This is a genomic window from Sphingomonas arantia (genome assembly GCF_042682045.1).
Lineage (GTDB): Bacteria > Pseudomonadota > Alphaproteobacteria > Sphingomonadales > Sphingomonadaceae > Sphingomonas_R > Sphingomonas_R arantia.
Window position 1 is genome coordinate 677,479 of the sequence record NZ_JBHUGS010000001.1, and the last position, 18,614, is coordinate 696,092.

Consider the following 18,614-nt stretch of genomic DNA (forward strand, 5'->3'; position numbering starts at 1 on the left):
CGGTTCCTTAGATTTCGAGGGCGACCCAGCCGGCGTCCGCGCGACTGGCCCGGACGGCGGTGTCGATGAAGGCCATGCCGCGCAGGCCGTCGGCGATGCCCGGAACGAGCGACCCGGGTTCACCGCGTAGCTGGCGCGCGAAATCCCGGTACAGGTTGGCGAACGCTTCGAGATATCCCTCGGGATGCCCGCCCGGCGTGCGCGACGCGGCAACCGCATCCGCCGACAGTCCACCGTCGCCGGCGCGCAGGATTTCGGTCCGGCCGTCCGCATGGTGCAGGGTCAGCGCATTCGGCGACTCCTGCCGCCAGTCGAGTGCACCGTCCGTGCCGTAGATCCGCAGGCGGAGCGCGTTCCGTTCGCCCAGCATGATCTGCGACGCGATCAGCGTGCCGCGCACGCCCCCGGTGAACCGCAGCAGCACCTGGCAATCGTCGTCGAGCAAACGGCCCGGCACGACGGCGGCCAGATCGGCCAGCAACCGATCGACGCGCAGCCCGGACACGAACTCGGCAAGGTGGAGCGCATGGACGCCGATATCGGCGATGCAGCCGCCGTCGCCGGCGCGTGCGGGATCGACGCGCCATTCCGCCTGCTTGCCCTGCGCACCCGTCGCCAGCCACCCTTGCGGATATTCGACCACGATCCGGCGGAGGGTGCCGAGCGCGCCCGCCGCCACCCGCGCCCGTGCCTCCCGCACCATGGGGTAGCCGGAATAGGTGTAGGTCAGGCCGTATGGCACATCCGCCGCAGCGACCAGCGCCGCCAGTTCGTGCGCCTCCGCCAGCGTGGCGGTGGCCGGCTTGTCGGACAGAACCGCGATGCCGGCCGCCAGCGCCGCGCGCGCGGCCGGCAGGTGGTGATGGTTGGGGGAGGCGATCGTGACGAAATCGATGCCGTCGGGCCGCGCGGTTTCGGCCGCGATCATGTCGGCGACGGTGGCATAGGCGCGGGCCGGATCGATCCGGTACGCCGCGCCGGCCATGTGCGATCGGCCGGCGTCGCTGCTGAACACGCCGGCGACCAGTTCGATCTCCCGGTCGAGTTCGGCGGCGATGCGGTGGATCGGACCGATGAACGCGCCCGGACCGCCGCCGATCATCCCCATGCGCAAACGCCGCATCCCGCTCTCCCCGTCGCGGCGGGTGGCCCGCCGTCATTATCAGAATAACTATTCTGATTTGAGCGGGTGGCAGGATGCTTGTCAAGTCGCCGTGGCTGGCATCCGCGGCGGCGTGGCGAGGTAGGAGGCGAACATGTCGCCCAGATCGACCTTCAATTCGGTCCAGTCCCCCTCCCACGCGGCGTCGATCGACGAGCCGAAGCCGAGATACCGGGCGATCGACGCATAGACGATGCGGTATCCGGCATCGGCGGCATGTTCCGGATCGGGATGACGGATTTCGTCGCGGTGCGTCAGAATGGCCGCGATGACCGCATTGCTGGCGCGTGCATAGCTGCGCTTGCCGATCGCGGCGACGATCGGGTCGCTGCTGGCGCGCAGCATCAGTGGACGCATGACGTCGGCGAACCGGCGCAGCGCCTCTGCCACCGCTTGGACCATGTGGTGGACCATGTCGGTCAGGTCGCGCGCCTCCGCCTGCACCGCGGCGATCGCGGCGAGCACATCGGCATCGACCCGTTCGAGCACGCGGAGCTGCACCACGCGGACCATGTCGTCCTTGCTGTCGAACCGGCAGTAGATCGACCCAATCGAAACCTTTCCGTGCCGCGCGACCTCGTTCAGCGTGAATTCGTCAGAGCCGCGTTCGGTCATCAGCTGTTCGGCCGTGACCAGCATCCGTTCGAAACTTGCCTTGCTGCGCCCCTGCTGTGGCGCCCGCGCTTTCGCGACGATCGTCTCGATATCCATGCGCACCCCATTGACAGTCGCCGCCTGTGCGGAATATCAGAATTACAGTTCTAATTTCATTCTAGTCGACGTGCCGTCCGACGGCAACACGTGCCGGGTCAACCGGTCGCTTACAGGGAGAGGTGGGATGCGCTTTTCAGTATTCCTTAATGCACGTTCGATGGCACCCGAGGACGATCGCGGCCTGATCCAGGCGCTGGCGATCCATGCCGAACGCGCCGCCGCGCTGGGTTTCGACGCGATCTTCATGCCGGATCATCACTTCAACGGCTACATGCCGATCGCCAGCGACAGCTTCATGTTCGCGGCGTATCTGGCGGCCAAGCTGCCGCATATGCACTTCGGCTTTTCCGTGACGTCCGTGCCGCTGCATCATCCCGTCCGGTTCGTCGAGCGGATCAATATCCTGGACCAGTTGACCGACGGCAAGCTGCTGGTCGGGATCGGATCGGGCACGACGCCGGAGGAGATGATCGGGTTCGGCGTCGATTACCGCGATGCCGGGGCGATTGCGGATCGCAACCTGGCGATCGCCGAACAGCTGTGGGCCAAGGGCCTGGAGGATCCGGCGGTGGAGATCGACAGCGGTCCGCACCAGGGCCGCGTGTTGCAGCGCATCGCGCCGGCCGCCTACACGCCCGGCCACGCCCGGCTGATGCCCGTTGCGTTGAAGGAAGCGAGCGCGCGGCGCGCGGCCACGCATGGCTGGCCCGCGTTCATCCCGGCCTTCACCCCGCCGACCATCGGCGGGACCGAGCCGATGCGCCATGTCGCCAAGCATTTCGGCGTGTATCGCGCGATGCTGGACGAGGCGAGCCATTCGCCCGAGGCGATCGCCCGTGCGCTGGACTGGACGACGCACACCTACCAGCTGGTCCATGTCGCCGAAACCGACGAGCAGGCGCGCGAGGAGATGATGGCCATCCTGACCGCGTATCAGGAGGCGATCGAGCGCGAGGCGGCGTTCAACGCGCGTGCGGAGTCGAACGACGCGAACAAGAAGACCGACCGCACGCCCAACGCGCTGACCGAGGACTGGATCGGCACATGGTGCCTGTACGGATCGCCCGAGACGGTCGTCGAGCATCTCAAGCCCTATGCGGAGCTCGGCATCGGCAACATCCTGTGCGGCACGACGACCGGGCCGCTGACCGACGAACGGCTGCGGTTGGGCGACCAAACGCTGCGGCTGCTGTCGGAGCGGGTGATGCCCGCGTTCCGCAAGGCCTGACCCGGTGGCGCGGCACATCGTGGGGATCGGCGGCACGTTCCGCCCGCAATCGTCGAGCGAGCTGCTGGTGCGCGCGGTGCTGGCCGCGTGCGAGCGGATGGGGGCGCGGGTGACGATGTTCGACGGGGCCGCGCTGGCGGCGCTGCCCCATTTCAATCCGGAGAGCCAGGACCGGACCGTGGCGCAGGCGGCGTTCGTCGCGGCGTTGCGCGATGCGGACGGCATCGTCATCGGCACGCCGGGCTATCATGGCGGCGTGTCGGGTGTCGTCAAGAACGCGATCGACCTGCTGGAGGACCTGCGCGGCGACGATCGCGTCTATTTCGACGGGATGCCGGTCGGCCTGGTCGTGTCGGCGGCCGGGTGGCAGGCGGGCGGCGTCACGCTGGCGGCGCTGCGCGGCATCGTCCACGCGATGCGGGGCTGGCCGACGCCGGCCGGCATCGCGGTCAACTCGATCGCGCAGAAGCCGTTCGGCGCGGACGGGGCGCTGATCGACGCCGGCATCGCGGCGCAGGTCGATACGCAGGCACGGCAGATCATGGGATTCCGGCTGGAGCAAGCAGCATGACGACCCTGTCCAGCGCCGAGCGAGCCAGCCTGACCGCCGGGGCCGCGATGTGGCGGACGGTCGCGATCCCACATGCCGACATCCCGGCGATGCACATGGGCGACGGGCCGATGGGGATTGCCAGCGGCCGCGTCGACGAGCGCGATGTCGCGCGTCTGTCCCCCTGCGCCACCGCGCTGGGTGCGAGTTTCGATCCGGCGCTGATCCGGCGCGTCGCGGCGCTGGTGGGGGCGGAGGCGATCCGGATGGGCGTCGACCTGGTGCTGGCACCCAACGTCAACCTGGCGCGCAGTCCGCTGGCCGGCCGCGCGTTCGAATATTTCAGCGAGGATCCGCTGCTGGCCGGGGTGGCCGGTGCCGCGTGGGTCGGCGGGCTGCAATCGACCGGCGTCGGCGCATGCCCGAAGCATCTGGTGTGCAACGACAGCGAGACCGACCGCGATCGGATGAACGCCGTCGTGGACGAACGGACGCTGCGCGAAATCTACCTGCTGCCGTTCGAACTGTGCGCGGCGGCGGGGGCCGGGGCGATGCTGACCGCCTACAACCGCGTCAACGGCGCGTGGTGTTCGGAACAGGGCCATGTCACCACCATCGTGAAACAGGAATGGGGGTTCGACGGGCCGCTGATCAGCGACTGGTTCGGGACCCATTCGACGGCGGGCAGCCTGAACGGCGGGCTGGACCTGGAAATGCCGGGTCCGGCGCGGTTCCTGGGCGGCAAGTCACAGGATGCCGTGGCAGCCGGCGACGTCGCGGACGCGCGGGTGGCGGACGCCGCGGATCGCGTCGCCCGGGCGGCCCGACGGTGGGGCGGGGCGAAGGTTGCGCCGACCGAGGACGCCGACGCGCTGCTGATTGAGGCGGCGGCGGCGGGGATGGTGATGCTGCGCAACGACGGCGCGCTGTTGCCGCTCACGCCGGGCGCGCACCGCCGGATCGCGGTGATCGGGCCGAACGCGGCGGCGCCGTGCTACCAGGGCGGAACGTTCGCGAAGATCGCGGTGTCACCGCAGGCGATCCGCCCGCTGGAGGCGATCATGACGCGTTACGCGGGCCATGCCGAGATCGTGTACGAACCCGGCGTCGATCCGCAGCCGCGGCTGCCCGCGATGCCCGCGACGCCGATCCGCCCCGCCGAAGGGGGCGAGACGAGCGGCATGACGATCGACTATTTCGCCGATACCGACTTGGCGCAGCCGCCGATCGCGAGCGAGGTGCGCGACACCAATTCGCTGGTGTGGTTCGTCGGCGTACACGAACAGGGCGTGTTCGATCGGCCGGCCGCGGTGCGGGCGAGCGGCTGGTTCCTGCCCGAACAGGACGGCGCGCACCGCTTCTATGTCGGGGCGACCGGGGCAGTCACGATGCGCGTCGATGGCGCGACCGTGCTGGACCGGCCCGAACGGATGCCCGCGTCCGACGTGATGGGATCGCTGAAGCGCGGCGACGCGGACAGTGCCGAGGTCATGCTGAAGGCGGGGCAGCGCGTGCGGGTCGAGGTGGACTTCGTCTATGACGCCGCGCGGGTCCACGGTCTGTGGTACGGCGTGCGCGGACCCGACAGCGCCGAGGCGATGCTAGCACGTGCGGTGACCGCGGCGCGGGAGGCCGACGCCGTCGTGCTGATGATCGGCGAAACGTCCGATTCGAGCGTCGAGAGCAAGGATCGACCCGACACCCGGATCGTGGCCGAACAGGCGGCGCTGGTGGACGCGGTGTGCGCGGCAAACCCCAACGTCGCGATCGTTGCCAACATCGGCCACGCGTTCGATGCGAACGGATGCGGACAGGCCGCGGCGCTGCTGTCCGCCTGGTATCCGGGCGAGGGGTTCGGTCCGGCGCTGGCGGCGATGCTGGCGGGCGATGCCGAGCCCGGCGGGCGGTTGCCGGTAACGCTGGCGCGCGAGGAGCGGGACTATCCCGCCTTGTCGCTGGCGCCCGACGCGGCCGGTGATCTGCACTATGACGACGGCGTACTGGTGGGCTACCGCGGATTGGCGGCGCGCGGGGTGGCGGCACTTCACGCATTCGGGGCCGGAAGCGGCTACACCCGGTTCGAATGGTCCGACGCGCAGGCGGACGGTGGCGATGTTTTGGTCACGGTGCGCAACGTCGGCGAGCGGACGGGCAGCGACGTCGTCCAGCTGTATCGCCACGTGCCGGAATTTGCGCTGGTCGGCTTTGCCAAGGTCATGCTGGCTGCGGGCGAGGCAGCGGTGGTGCGCGTGACGCCGGAGCCAAGGCTGTTCCGGATCTGGGGCGAGGACGGCTGGCAGGACCCGCCGGAGAGGGTCGCCCTGTCCGTGGGTCGCGCCAGCGACGCGACGCTGTTCGAGGTGGAGGTCATGTTATGAGGGCGTTCGTTGCAGCCATCCTGCTGACCGCATCGACGGCCGGGCAGGCGGCCCCCGTCCGAGCACCGAGCGAGACGGTGCGAAACCGGGCGATCATCACCGCCTTCGCGCACCGGTTCTACACCGAACGCGACGTGGCGGGTGCGTTCGCGCGCTACGTCGTGCCGGACTATATCCAGCACAATCCGGGGTTGCCCGACGGGCGCGACGCGGCGGTGGCGGCGCTTGCCCCAAAGTTCGGCGCACCCGGTGCGCGGTTCGACGTGAAGCGGATCATCGTGGACGGCGACATGGCGGTGATCCACCTGCACGGCCGGGCCGATCCGACGAATGCGGGCGGCGCGATCGCCGATATCTACCGCCTGAAGGACGGCAAGATCGTGGAACATTGGGACGTGATCCAGGCGATGCCGACGACGTCGCGCAACGCGCAACCGATGTTCTGACGCGCGGTGTCACGTTTTTATAACCTATCGCAAGACCCGCTTGACACGACGTTTAAATAGAACAATCATTCTAATTCTAAACGAGAGGCGCCAACGCCTCCGCGAGCCAGGAGAGGGATCGAATGACGACGAATCGTAAAGTCGCGCTGTCGGCGCTTGCCGGTACTGCCATGTGGGTGTCCGGCGCGGCATCCGCGCAGATCGCCGATCCGGCGGGCGCGACGCCGCAGACCAGTGCGAACAGCACGACCGCACCCGCGCAAGCCGCCACGACGCCGGCGGCGCAGAACAGCGACCTGCCCGACATCATCGTCACCGCGACCAAGACCGAGACCCGGTTGCAGGACACGCCGATCGCGATCCGCGTCGTGGGCGGGGCCGATCTGACGAAGGCCGGGGTGACGGACGTCGCGGGCCTGCAGCGGCTGGCCCCCGATCTCGGCATCACGCCGGATTCGGTCTTCACCAAGATCGCCATTCGCGGCGTTTCGAGCCAGGACATTTCGGAATCGGCCGATCCGGCACTGACCGTGTCGATCGACGGCGAGTATGTGAACCGGCCAGTGGCGCTGAACGCCAGCTTCTTCGATCTGGAGCGGATCGAAGTGCTTCGCGGCCCGCAGGGCACGCTGTTCGGTCGCAACTCGACCGCGGGCGCGTTGAACATCGTGGCGGCAAAGCCGGTGCTCGGCGCGGTCGAAGGATCGGGCACGATCGGTTACGGCAACTACAATGCGATCTACGCGACGGGCGCGATCAACCTGCCGCTGGGTGACGATGTCGCGATCCGGATCGCCGGGCTGCACAACGAGCATGACGGCTATGTCGACAATGGCCCCGCCGGCCGGGGCGACACCGCCAATATAGACGCCGTCCGCGGCAGCATCCTGTTTTCGCCGGGCGCGCTGCAGGTCTATCTGGCGGGCGAATATGTCGACGTGGATCAGACCGGTCCCGTCCAGTACGGTCTTGCGGTCAACGCGGCCACGCCGGGCCTCACGGAACTGCCGGGATCGGTCGCGCCGCCAGCGCTGTATCCGACGCTGTCGCAGCGACAGGTGCCGAGCGAGGTCGACCTGCCCGAGGGTTTCGATCGCGGGTCCTTTCCACTGCCGCGGAAAGGTGACTTCCAGAGCCAGCAATATGCCGTGCGCGGGCGCATCGCCTATGACTTCGGCGGGGCTACGCTCAGCTATATCGGCGGGTATCGCCATGTGAACAACCAGGTGGTGTTGCCGCAGAACGGGTTCCTGCCCGAACTGTTCACCTTCTACAACGACCGGTACGACACGCGGACGCAGAGCCACGAAGTCCGCCTGAACGGCGGCGCGCAGGGTGCGTTCGTCTGGCAGGTCGGCGGCTTCTACTTCGACGAGAACCAGATCATCGCGCGCGGCCTGTACCTGCCGACCCCGCGGGCGTTCGCGAACTTCTTCTATCGCCCCTACGTCAAGTCCAAGTCCAAGTCGGCCTTTGCGCAGGCGACCTACTGGGCCGTGCCGGACGTCCTGAGCTTCACCGGGGGCATTCGCTACACCGACGACAAGAAGGATTCGAAGTACATCAACTACGGCTTCTTCCCGTCGCCGACGATGGCGCGTCCGCCGGCGGACGGCAGCGGTGCCGGCGCGGTCATCCGTTTCCCGACCTATACCGAGGACAAGATCACCTGGACCGCTGGGGTCGAGTATAAGCCGGCGCAGGACAACCTGCTCTATGCCAAGGTCAGTACGGGCTACAAGAGCGGCGGTTTCGACCTTGTCGGCTCGTTCAGCGCCGAGAACCTGACCGCCTATGAAATCGGATCGAAGAACCGTTTCTTCGACAATATGGTCGAGTTCAACGCGTCCGGTTTCTACTATGACTACAAGGATCAGCAGGTTCAGGTCTATATCGACACCACGGTCGGTGCGCGGACGTTCAACGCGGGCAAGAGCCGGGTCTGGGGGATCGAGACCGATACATCGGTCCGCCTCTCGCCGAACGACCGGGTCAGCCTGATCGTCAACTATATCGACGCCAAGCTGCAGGAGTTCAGCGGGATCCCGGCGCCGACGCTGACGAACCCGCCGGCAAACGTGGCTCGGCTGACGCTCGACCTGGCCGGTAACACCGCGCCGCAGGCTCCGAAATGGACGATCGGCCTGAACTACACCAAGACCGTCGAACTCGGCGGCGGGTATCAGCTGGTCGCGAACGGGTTCAGCCGGTTCAAGTCGAAATATTATCTGACCGCGTTCAACTATGCCGGCGACGAGGTGAAGGCGTTCACCACGACGGACCTGAGCCTCGAGTTCAAGCTGCCGGGTAACCGGATCAGTTTGCAGGGCTATGTCCGCAACGTCGAGAATAATCGCGTCAAGACCTATGCCGGTTTCACCGGTGGCGGGATCAACATCTATAACTGGAATTTCGGACAGCCACGCACATTCGGTGCGCAGGGCACGTTCCGCTTCTGATCCAGCCGGCCGGCCCGTGCGACGTGCGCACGGTGCCGGCCCCTGGTGACCGCATTCGGAGGGCATGATGGCAAGAGTGACGGAAATCCGCTTCGTCGGGTACGGCGTGACGGACCTGGAGGCCGAACGGAGCTTCTACACCGAAAGCTGGGGCCTGCGCGAAGTGGGCGAGCAGGACGGCATGTGGCATTTCGCCGCGCAGGGTTCGGACGAGCCCTATGTCGTGCGGCTGCGCCAGTCGGACGACAAGCGGATCGACGTCATCGCGCTGGCCGCGGACAGCCGCGACGATGTCGACGCGTTGCATGACAAGGTCGTTGCCGCGGGGTGCAGGATCATCTTCGCTCCGCGCGACCTGGACGCAATGGGCGGCGGCTATGGTTTCCGCTTCTTTTCGCCCGACGGCCTGCCGTTCCAGATTTCGTCCGACGTCGCCCGCGGATCCAAGCGCGAGCTCGTCCGGTGGGACGCGGTGCCGCAGAAGATCAGCCACATCGTCATGCATTCGCCCGATCATAAGGCGATGGTGCAGTTCTTCATCGACGTGCTGGGGTTCAAGCTGAGCGACTGGCTCGGCGACTTCATGGGCTTCCTGCGCTGCAACGAGTGGCACCACCGGGTCGCCATCCTGCCCGGGCCGCCCTGCCTGAACCATGTCGCCTACGACATGCTGTCGGTGGACTGCATGATGCGCGGAGTCAGCCGGCTTCGGCAGCAGGGGACCGACATCAAATGGGGTCCGGGCCGCCATACCGCGGGCAACAACACCTTCAGCTATTTCGTGACGCCGGGTGGTTTCGCGGTGGAATATACGTCCGAGGTCGAACAGGTCGATTTCGAGACGCACGAGCCGAAGGTGCATATTCCGGGGCCACAGGTGATGGACCAGTGGGGCACCGGTGTCGGCGGGCCGCAGACGATGCCGCATCCCGCGGCGGATGCCGGGCTGTTCCAGCCGGCGGCAGTCTGACACGATGGCGCTGTTCGAATATTTCCCGAACTATATCTGGAACCTGTCGGTTTCGATCGCGATGGAAAGCGGTGCCCAACTGGGCGAGATCATCGACATGTGCCAGCCGATCCGCGATGCCGCCGCGAACGGCGGCGATGCCGGCACGCCGCAGTTCATGGCGCAGTGGGTGGCGATGGCCGACAAGCTGATCGCGCTGGCGGACGAGGACGCGGCGGCGGGTCGGGACCTGTCCGCATCGAACAAGCTGGAACGGGCAAGCCTGTACCTGATCACGGCCGAGCGGATGCAGGGGCACGGCGCGCCGGGCCGGAAGGCGACCTATGCCGCCGCGCTTCACGCGTTCGAACGATCGACCGAGCTGGGCGCGTTGAACCGTGTGCGGGTGGAGATACCGCTCGCCGACGGCACGATGCCGGCGCTGTATACCCGACCGGCGGGCGCGGGGCCGCATCCGGCGGTGGTGTATTGCAACGGCCTCGATAGCTGCAAGGAGCTGCTCTACTGGTCGCGCCTGCCGGAAGCGCTGGCGCAGCGCGGGATCGCGACGCTTTGCGTCGATCAGCCGGGCAGTGGCGAGGCGTTGCGATTGCAGGACCTGCCGGTCGATCCGCACAGCGAACATTGGGCGTCGCGCGCGGTCGACTGGCTGGAGACGCGAGCCGAGGTCGATCCGGCGCGGATCGGCATGACGGGCATTTCCCTGGGCGGGCATTTCGCACCGCGGGCGGTGGCTTACGAACCGCGTTTCGCCAGCGGGGCGGTGTGGGGTGCCAATCACGACTGGGCGGAGGTGCAGCAGAAGCGGCTGCGGCGCGAAGGAGAAAACCCGGTGCCGCATTACTGGGCGCATGTGATGTGGGCATTCGGCGCGGACGACATGGACGATTTCCACGCGAAATCCGCCGAGATGCGGTTGGACGGCGTCATGGAGCGGATCCGGGTGCCGTTCCTGGTGACGCATGGCGAGCGCGACCGGCAGATCGCGCTGGATTATGCGCATCGCAGTTTCGACCAGCTGACCGCCAGCCCGCGACGCGAGCTGAAGATCTTCACGGCGCGTGAAGGCGGTGTCGAACATGTCGGGGCCGACAACATGGCCTATGGCCGCGACTATATCGCGGACTGGTTCGGCGCGACGCTGGGCGGGGACAACCGCGGGGCGGCAGGCCGGCGCGAGCGAGCGGCGTGACGCGCCGCATCCTCGACCTGTCGATCGCAATCGACCCGGACGTCGTCACCGACCCGCCGTTCATGCGGCCGACGATCACGCGCCAGACCCATCGCGAGACCGTGGCCGAAGCCGCGCTGTTCTTCCCCGGCATTACGGCCGAGACGATGGCGGGCGGGCAGGGGTTCGCCGCGTCCGAGATGCTGACGCTCAGCACGCATAACGGCACGCACCTGGACGCGCCGTGGCATTATCATCCGACGATGGACGGCGGCATGCCGGCGCTGACGATCGACGAGGTGCCGCTCGACTGGTGTTTCCAGCCCGGCGTGAAGCTGGATTTCCGTCACCTGCCCGATGGCCACGTCGTGACGGCGGCGGAGGTCGAGGCCGAGCTGGACCGGATCGGCCATGTGCTGGCGCCGCTGGAGATCGTGCTGGTCAATACCGGCGCGGGGGCGGCGCTGGGCGCGCCCGACTTCCTGGGGCGTGGGTGCGGCATGGGCTATGCGGCCACGATGTACCTGACGTCGCGCGGCGTGCGCGTGACCGGGACCGATGCCTGGAGTTGGGACGCACCGTTCAGTCATACCGCCGCACGGGTGGCCGAAACCGGAGATTACGGCCTTGTCTGGGAAGGGCACAAGGCGGGGCGCGACATCGGCTACTGCCATATGGAGAAGCTGACCAACCTCGATCGGCTGCCGGCGGACGGGTTTCTGGTCAGCTGCTTTCCCACCAAGGTAAAGCGGGGATCCGCGGGCTGGACGCGCGCCGTCGCGATCTTCGAGGATGCCGCATGAGGCTGGCCACACTGGACGACGGGACGCGCGACGGCACCCTGGTCATCGTCTCGCGCGGCGCGGCGTGGTACCTGCCGGTAACTGGCGTGCCGACGATGCAGGCGGCGCTCGACGGCTGGGCGCGGGCGGAGCCGATCTTGCGGGCGTTGTCGGCCGCGCTCGATGCGGGGCAGGGGCAGGTGTTCGATCCGGCGCAGTGCATGGCGCCGCTGCCGCGTGCCTGGCAATGGCTGGACGGTTCCGCGTTTCCGACGCACGGCGCGCTCATGCAGCAGGCGTTCGGCCTGCCACCGATCGCGACCGACCGTCCGCTGATGTACCAGGGGATGTCGCACCGCTTTCTTTCTGCGACCCAGGACGTGCCGTTTCCGTCCGAGGCGGACGGGATCGATTTCGAAGGAGAGTTCGGTGTCGTGACCGACGACGTGCCGATGGGGTGTTCCGCGCAGGACGCGCTGGGGCATGTCCGGCTCGTCCTGCTCATCAACGACTGGTCGCTGCGTTCCATTGCGCCGATCGAGATGAAGACCGGCTTCGGTTGGGTGCAGGCAAAGCCGGCGTGCAGCGTCGCACCGTTTGCGGTGACGCCGGACATGCTGGGCGATGCGTGGTCAGACGGCCGGGTGCGGTTGCCCCTGACAGTCGCGGTGAACGGCGCGTGGTTCGGTAGCCCGGTCGGCGATGCGATGGCGTTCGGGTTTCACGAGCTCATCGCGCACGCGGCACGCACGCGCGATCTGCCGGCCGGTACGATCATCGGGTCGGGGACGGTATCCAACCCGGACCACGCGGTCGTCGGATCGACGTGCCTGTCCGAACGCCGGGCGATCGAGATGATCGCGGACGGCACGCCGGTGACGCCGTTCCTGAGTTTCGGGGACCGCGTGACGATGCAGGCCGGGGACTGGTTCGGGACGCTGGATCAGCATGTCGTCGCCGGAACCAGCGGGTCGGCCGCGTTTCCCGAGAGAGGATAAGACCCAGTGCGAACCCAGATCGCGATTATCGGTGCAGGCCCGGCGGGCATGTTCCTGGCGCATCTGCTGCGGCAGGCGGGCATCGACGCGGTGGTGATCGAGCGGCGCGACCGGGCCTATGTCGAGGGGCGCGTGCGGGCCGGCGTGCTGGAACCGGTGACGACCGACCTGATGCACCGGCTGGGCATCGGCGCGCGGCTGCTGCGCGAGGGGCTGGTCCATGGCGGCACGAAGCTGGCGCTGGACGGTGATGTGTTCCGGATCGACATGGCCGCGTTGACCGGTGGAACGACCGTGACGGTGTACGGGCAGCAGGAGGTGATGCGCGACCTGTTCGACGCGGCGGAGGCGGCCGACTTGCCGATCGTCTGGAACGCCGCGGATGTCGCGCTGTCCGGGCTGGACGGCGACCGGCCGGCGGTGACGTGGCGGGCGGACGGCGTGGAACGCACGCTGGAGTGCGATTTCGTCGTGGGGTGCGACGGGTTCCACGGGGTGAGCCGCGGCGCGATCCCGGCGGACGTGCTGCGGACGTACGAGCGGGTCTATCCGTTTGGCTGGCTGGGGATATTGGCAGACGTGCCGCCGGCGGATCATGAGCTGATCTATGCCAACCACGAACGCGGGTTCGCGCTGGCATCGATGCGGTCGCCGACGCGCAGCCGCTATTATATCCAGTGCGCGGTGGACGAGGATATTGCCGACTGGTCCGATGCGCGGTTCTGGGACGAGCTGTGCGTGCGGCTGGGGCCGGAAACCGCGGCGAAGGTGGTGCGCGGGCCGTCGTTCGAGAAGACGATCGCGCCGCTGCGCTCGTTCGTGTGCGAACCGATGCGCTGGGGTCGCCTGTTCCTGGCGGGGGATGCCGCGCATATCGTGCCGCCGACGGGCGCGAAGGGCATGAACCTGGCGGTGTCGGACGTGACGATGCTGGGCGAGGCGCTGGTCGAGTGGTACCGCGACGGGTCCGACGCCGGGATCGACGGATATTCGGCGCGTGCGCTGGCGCGGGTGTGGAAGGCGGAACGCTTTTCGTGGTGGTTCACATCGGTGACGCACCGTTTCCCGACGATGGACGGGTTCGATCGGCGCATCCAGATGGCCGAACTGGACTACATCCGCGGATCGCAAGCGGCGCAGCGCACGCTGGCGGAGAATTATGTCGGACTACCGATGGGGGCAGCATGACGTTCAACGAACGGTCGTTCCCGGACAATGCCCAGGCATGGCTCTGCCTGTGAACGATCATTGGGCGTGAACGTGGGTTTTGGTGGAAAATGTCCGGTCCGGGTCTGAGCGACAAGCGCGGTAAGCTGCCGTTCGTGCACGTGTCGGGGCGGCAGCCGAGAGGCCCGTTCCTGGTTGGATTCCACCGCAACCGATTTCGGGGGGCGGAGGTGTCTCCAGTTACATGCTCATTTCGGGTCCAGAGGATTGAGACGATTAATCTAGTCTGGTCTTCCGGGCGTCGCGGTGACTCGCTGCTCGATCCTGCCGAACAACGGCGCCCCGGCCTCGCTTCGTGCTTCCATACGCAGGGTGTCGCCGAAGCGCATATATTGGGTGACCGGCGCGCCCTGTTCGATGATCTCGATGCCGCGGCGTTCGGCGATGCAGGTCGATCCGACGGCGGCGTGGTCGTCGTTGGAGACGGTGCCGGAGCCGATGATCGTGCCGGCCGGCAGGGAGCGCGTGCGCGCCGCGTGGGCGATCAGGTCGTGGAAGCCGTAGGCCATTTCCCGGCCGTTCGGGCGGCCGAACGGTGTGTCGTTCCAGTGGACTTCGAGCGGGAGGCAGACGCGGCCGTCCTGCCAGGCGTCGCCTAGTGTGTCGGGGGTGATCGCGACGGGGGCCATGCTGCACGCGGGCTTGCCGTGGATCCAGCCGAACCCCGTCTTCATTTCGGGCAGGGCCAGCGTCCGCAGCGACCAGTCGTTGATCTGCACGATCAGCCGGATGTGCTGCATCGCATCCGCGGCCGTGATGCCCATCGGGACGGCGCCGGTGATCACGCCGAACTCGCCCTCGAAGTCGATGCCGTGCGCTTCGCTCGGCAGCGGGACTTCGTCGTGGGGGCCGAGAAACTGGTGGGACATGCCCTGATACATCAGCGGCAGGGTCGTTTCGATCGGCGGCTTGTTGAACGCGCGGTCCATCAGCGCGCCGTGGCTGGGGAAGGCCGAGCCGTCGAGCCACTGCCACGCGCGCGGGAGCGGGGCGGATGCCTCGGTCGGGTCGAACGGCGCACCGCCGCCGTCGGCAAGCGCCGCCGCGATCGCCAGCAGCGCGGGGGAGTGCGCGTCCCAGTCGTCGAGCGCGGCCTGCAGTGTGTCGACCGGGGCCGGCTGGCAACGGCGATGATCGGAGGACACGACCACGAGCCGGCCGTCCGGCCGACCGTTGCGCAGCGTCGCCAGCATCATGATCCTGTCCTTCGTTCGTTATGGAGGCTGGCGATGATGTACCGCTTAGTCGTCGATGATCGCGACGGCGCGCGTCCAGCCGGCCGATGCGCCGCGGATCTTGTGCGGAAAACAGCTGACCGTGAAGCCGTTCGGCGGCAAGACTTCGAGCTGGTGGAGTTTTTCGAGGTGGCAATAGCCGATGTCGCGCCCGGCCTTGTGGCCCTCCCAGATCAGCGAGGTGTCGCCGGTTTCGGCGACGCGCTTGGCGGTGTAGCTGAACGGCGCGTCCCAGCTCCAGGCGTCGGTGCCGGTGACCCGGACGCCGCGCGAGGTGAGGTACATCGTCGCCTCGTACCCCATGCCGCAACCGGCGTTGAGGAAGTCTGGGCTGCCCAGCGCGCTGCCGGCGCGGGTGTTGATCAGGACGATATCGAGCGGCTGGAGGTCGTGCCCGATCCGCGCGAGTTCGGCCTCGACGTCGGCGGCGGTGACGACATAGCCGTCCTCGAACGCGCGGAAGTCGAGCTTCACGCCCGGCCGGAAACACCAGTCGAGCGGCACTTCGTCGATCGTGATCGCGCGCTCGCCGCCGTTCATCGTCGGGTGATAATGCCACGGCGCATCGAGATGCGTGCCGTTGTGCGTGGTGAGCGTCACCGTTTCCGCCGCGCCGAAGCCCATGCCGCCGGGCAACTGCTCGGCGGTGACGCCGGGAAAGAAGGGCTGCATCTCGGCCACCGTCTCGAGGTGGGTCTGGTACGTAATCTTGGGCCGCATGAAGGGCGGGTCGGCGACCGTGTCATTGTCGAGCGTGATCGACAGATCGATGAAACGTCGGCTCATGGTTTACCTCGGGCAAGAGCAGGCGCAGCGAGCGCGCCGCGGACCGCGATCGGCGTGACGATCGCCGACAGGACAGCGGAGTAGATCACCTTGATCGCGAGACCGGTCGCCGGCGCGATCGGCGCGCCGTTCGCGAACAGCAGATACGCGCCGCCGCCGCCGATCGCCAACGAAGCGAGCGCGAGGCCGAGCGCGCGCAGGACGATCGGCTGAAGCGGCGCCTTGCCCTTCCGCCCGATCAGCACGCCCGGAATGATCGTCCCCATCAACGCCACCATGAAGGATTGCGGCAGGAAATCGAACGCGAAGTCGCGCGGCACGATCATCCCCGACAGCCCGAACATCGCGAAGAAGAAGGCCAGCGTGATGGCGACGTTGATCGCCATGCTCAACAGCGTTTCGCGCAGGACGATCGCCCCGGGGTTCATGACGTCCGGCCGTCCAGCCGTTCCGCGAACCAGTCGGCGATATAGTCGCGTGCGAAGCTCATATTGTCCGCGCCGACATGCTCGACGCCGCCTTCACGGGCGGTGAAGATCTTGAGTTCGCGATCCAGGCTGTTGACGAGCTGGTTGAACGACTGATGCGCGTAGTCGAGAGAGATCTGGCGGTCCTTCTCGCCGTGGGTGACGAGGAAGGGCACGCGGATCTTCTCCATCACTCCGTCGAGGGTCATGCCCTTCGATTTCTCGAGAAAGTCGTCCATGCTCTCCGCGCCGAACACCCAGTGGACGTGCGACCAGTAATGCGGCACCGGGTTCTCGCCTTCGCGGCGCATGCGCTTCTGCTGCACTTCCGCCCAATTGTGGTTGGCACCCCAGACGGCACCGGCCGCGAAACGCGGTTCGAACGCGACCGCGCGCGGAGCGAAATAGCCGCCGAGCGAGATGCCGGTCATGCCGATCCGCCGCGCGTCGACGAACGACTGCTGCTCCGCCCAGTCGACCCAGCGCGATGCCCAGCGCTCGGCCTCGTGCGTGACCGGCAGGTCGTGGAGCCGGATCGCCTCCCCCGTGCCGGGCTGATCGATGCTGAGGCACGAGATACCGCGGGCGGCAAGCCGGTGCGGCAGCCAGGAGAAGTAGAGCAGCTCCTTCGTGCTATCGAGCCCGTTGCAGTAGATCACGAGCGGGGAGGGCGCGTCGCCCGGCGCGCGGGTCAGCAGACCGGACAGCTCGGCCCCCTCATAGGGGATCGTCACCCGTTCGACATTGTCCTTCGCCATCCGGGTGCCGCGCTCGAAGGCCTGGAGGCCCTTGCTGTAGGTCTCCGTCCGCCCGTCCGAGCCATGCGCCTGCATCCGTTCGGCCACGCCGAAATAGAGCGAGGCGCGCTTCAGCTTCTCGCCCGCCGACAGGAGCCGGCCGAGCGCCTCGTCCTCGGCGGCGAGCGTGACGAGCTTGTCGGCCATGTCGACCCAGGCGCGCATGAACACGGGCGTGCCCGCGTCGCCGCCCTGTGCCGCCGCGTCGCGGATCGGCTGGCACATGTCGACGATCTCGCCGATCAGGCCGCCGCTTTCCAGCGCGATCGCGACGCTCAGGTTCCAGATATAGTTGGGGAAATATTCGAACAGGGCCATGGCTCAGACCGCCGCGGGCACGAAGAGGCCGGCATCGGCCTCGGGATGCGGCATCGCCTGCGGGCCGCCGGTGCCGATCGACCACAGGTCCATCGTGCCGGGCTGGAGCTGATGCACCACATCCTTGTGGTTCTCGAAATCGACCTCCTCCAGGTCGGAGGTATATTCGACCGCGAAGCCGTTCGGCGTGGTGAAATAGCTGAACGTGTTATTGCCGGCGGTGTGGCGGCCGGGGCCCCATTTAATGTCCGTGCCCATTTTGCGGAGGCGGGCGATGCCGCGCATCATGTCGTCCACCGTCGGCACGTCATAGGCGACGTGGTTGAGACAGGGCGGGCCGGGCAGGAACGCGATGCGGTGATGCGACGTCCCGCAGCGCAGGAAACACATGAAATCGCCGAGCCAGTCGGACACCTTGAAACCGAGCACGTCGACGAAGAACGCGACCGCGGCCTTGTGGTCGGGCGAGTGCAGGACGATGTGGCTGATCTTCTTGGGGATGCCCTCCCAATGCGCGACTTCGCGCGCCGGGCCACGTTCGACGTCGCTCGAGATTTCGTAGGGCAGGCCGTCGGGCGAGAAGAAGCGGAAGCCGTATCCGCCGCCGGGCGCGGTCAGCTCCTGTGGCGTGAAGACGATCTTGCAGCCCACCGCCACGACGCGGTCGTGCAGCGTGTCGACCTCCGCGCGGCTCACCGCAGCCATCGCGATCACGTCGATGCGGCGTTCCTCCGCCGTGCGGAGCCGGACGACATGATGCTCGTCATGCCCTTCGCACGCGAAATAGACCATGTCGTCGATCTCGCCGACTTCGCGCAGCTTCCATGCATCGCGGTAGAATTCGCGTTCCAGGGCGACGTTGGGGACGCCGTAGCCGACAAATCGGATATCATTCACTCGTGCCATGATGCTTGCTCCAGGTCTTT

Annotated in this window: 17 protein-coding genes; 10 read left to right on the forward strand and 7 right to left on the reverse strand. The window is 67.4% G+C overall.

From position 1 onward, the window contains the following. Positions 1–7: 7 nt before the first annotated feature. Both ACFSGX_RS03280 and ACFSGX_RS03285 read right to left on the reverse strand, forming a co-directional pair. Positions 8–1,123, reverse strand: coding sequence for a Gfo/Idh/MocA family protein (locus ACFSGX_RS03280; RefSeq protein WP_380927442.1), 1,116 nt, complete (start codon positions 1,121–1,123; stop codon positions 8–10). An 81-nt stretch (positions 1,124–1,204) separates the two neighbouring features. Then, positions 1,205–1,873: a TetR/AcrR family transcriptional regulator gene (locus ACFSGX_RS03285; protein WP_380927444.1), complete on the reverse strand. Its 669-nt coding sequence runs from the start codon at positions 1,871–1,873 to the stop codon at positions 1,205–1,207. 127 nt (positions 1,874–2,000) lie between these two features. On the opposite strand from ACFSGX_RS03285, the gene ACFSGX_RS03290 reads away from it, so the two are divergent. The 10 genes from ACFSGX_RS03290 (at position 2,001) to pobA (ending at position 14,046) form a co-directional block, all read left to right on the forward strand. Continuing rightward, entirely contained in the window at positions 2,001–3,104 is a 1,104-nt protein-coding gene (locus ACFSGX_RS03290) for an LLM class flavin-dependent oxidoreductase (RefSeq protein WP_380927445.1), read from the forward strand. Positions 3,105–3,108: 4 nt separating this feature from the next. Then, on the forward strand, positions 3,109–3,675 hold the full coding sequence (locus tag ACFSGX_RS03295) for an NADPH-dependent FMN reductase (RefSeq protein ID WP_380927446.1): 567 nt from the start codon (positions 3,109–3,111) through the stop codon (positions 3,673–3,675). After that, entirely contained in the window at positions 3,672–6,032 is a 2,361-nt protein-coding gene (locus tag ACFSGX_RS03300; RefSeq protein ID WP_380927447.1) for a beta-glucosidase, read from the forward strand. Before ACFSGX_RS03295 ends, ACFSGX_RS03300 begins: the two co-directional genes overlap by 4 nt. Then, positions 6,029–6,478, forward strand: a complete 450-nt coding sequence (locus ACFSGX_RS03305; RefSeq protein ID WP_380927449.1) for a nuclear transport factor 2 family protein — start codon at positions 6,029–6,031, stop codon at positions 6,476–6,478. Before ACFSGX_RS03300 ends, ACFSGX_RS03305 begins: the two co-directional genes overlap by 4 nt. Positions 6,479–6,600: 122 nt before the next feature. Continuing rightward, entirely contained in the window at positions 6,601–8,937 is a 2,337-nt protein-coding gene (locus ACFSGX_RS03310; RefSeq protein WP_380927450.1) for a TonB-dependent receptor, read from the forward strand. 67 nt (positions 8,938–9,004) lie between these two features. After that, positions 9,005–9,907, forward strand: a complete 903-nt coding sequence (locus ACFSGX_RS03315) for a VOC family protein (RefSeq protein WP_380927451.1) — start codon at positions 9,005–9,007, stop codon at positions 9,905–9,907. A gap of 4 nt (positions 9,908–9,911) precedes the next feature. After that, positions 9,912–11,099, forward strand: coding sequence for an alpha/beta hydrolase family protein (locus ACFSGX_RS03320; protein WP_380928217.1), 1,188 nt, complete (start codon positions 9,912–9,914; stop codon positions 11,097–11,099). Beyond that, complete coding sequence (locus ACFSGX_RS03325) at positions 11,096–11,881, forward strand: cyclase family protein (protein ID WP_380927453.1); 786 nt, start codon at positions 11,096–11,098, stop codon at positions 11,879–11,881. Before ACFSGX_RS03320 ends, ACFSGX_RS03325 begins: the two co-directional genes overlap by 4 nt. After that, positions 11,878–12,858 (forward strand): fumarylacetoacetate hydrolase family protein, encoded by a 981-nt coding sequence (locus tag ACFSGX_RS03330; protein ID WP_380927454.1) that lies wholly within the window; start codon positions 11,878–11,880, stop codon positions 12,856–12,858. The genes ACFSGX_RS03325 and ACFSGX_RS03330 overlap by 4 nt, the downstream gene beginning before the upstream one ends. A gap of 6 nt (positions 12,859–12,864) precedes the next feature. Beyond that, positions 12,865–14,046, forward strand: a complete 1,182-nt coding sequence (gene pobA / locus ACFSGX_RS03335) for a 4-hydroxybenzoate 3-monooxygenase (protein WP_380927456.1) — start codon at positions 12,865–12,867, stop codon at positions 14,044–14,046. A 260-nt stretch (positions 14,047–14,306) separates the two neighbouring features. Here pobA and ACFSGX_RS03340 read toward each other — a convergent pair whose 3' ends face one another. From ACFSGX_RS03340 to ACFSGX_RS03360, 5 genes are read right to left on the reverse strand one after another with little or no spacing between them, the layout of a single operon-like run. Further along, positions 14,307–15,281 (reverse strand): fumarylacetoacetate hydrolase family protein, encoded by a 975-nt coding sequence (locus ACFSGX_RS03340; protein ID WP_380927458.1) that lies wholly within the window; start codon positions 15,279–15,281, stop codon positions 14,307–14,309. A 45-nt stretch (positions 15,282–15,326) separates the two neighbouring features. Continuing rightward, complete coding sequence (locus tag ACFSGX_RS03345) at positions 15,327–16,106, reverse strand: cyclase family protein (RefSeq protein WP_380927459.1); 780 nt, start codon at positions 16,104–16,106, stop codon at positions 15,327–15,329. Then, positions 16,103–16,534 (reverse strand): hypothetical protein, encoded by a 432-nt coding sequence (locus tag ACFSGX_RS03350; protein WP_380927461.1) that lies wholly within the window; start codon positions 16,532–16,534, stop codon positions 16,103–16,105. Before ACFSGX_RS03350 ends, ACFSGX_RS03345 begins: the two co-directional genes overlap by 4 nt. Continuing rightward, positions 16,531–17,688 carry an alpha/beta hydrolase family protein gene (locus ACFSGX_RS03355; protein ID WP_380927462.1) on the reverse strand — a complete coding sequence of 386 codons (1,158 nt, stop codon included), beginning with the start codon at positions 17,686–17,688 and terminating at the stop codon, positions 16,531–16,533. The genes ACFSGX_RS03350 and ACFSGX_RS03355 overlap by 4 nt, the downstream gene beginning before the upstream one ends. A 3-nt stretch (positions 17,689–17,691) precedes the next feature. Next, positions 17,692–18,594 (reverse strand): VOC family protein, encoded by a 903-nt coding sequence (locus tag ACFSGX_RS03360; protein ID WP_380927464.1) that lies wholly within the window; start codon positions 18,592–18,594, stop codon positions 17,692–17,694. Positions 18,595–18,614 lie beyond the last annotated feature (20 nt).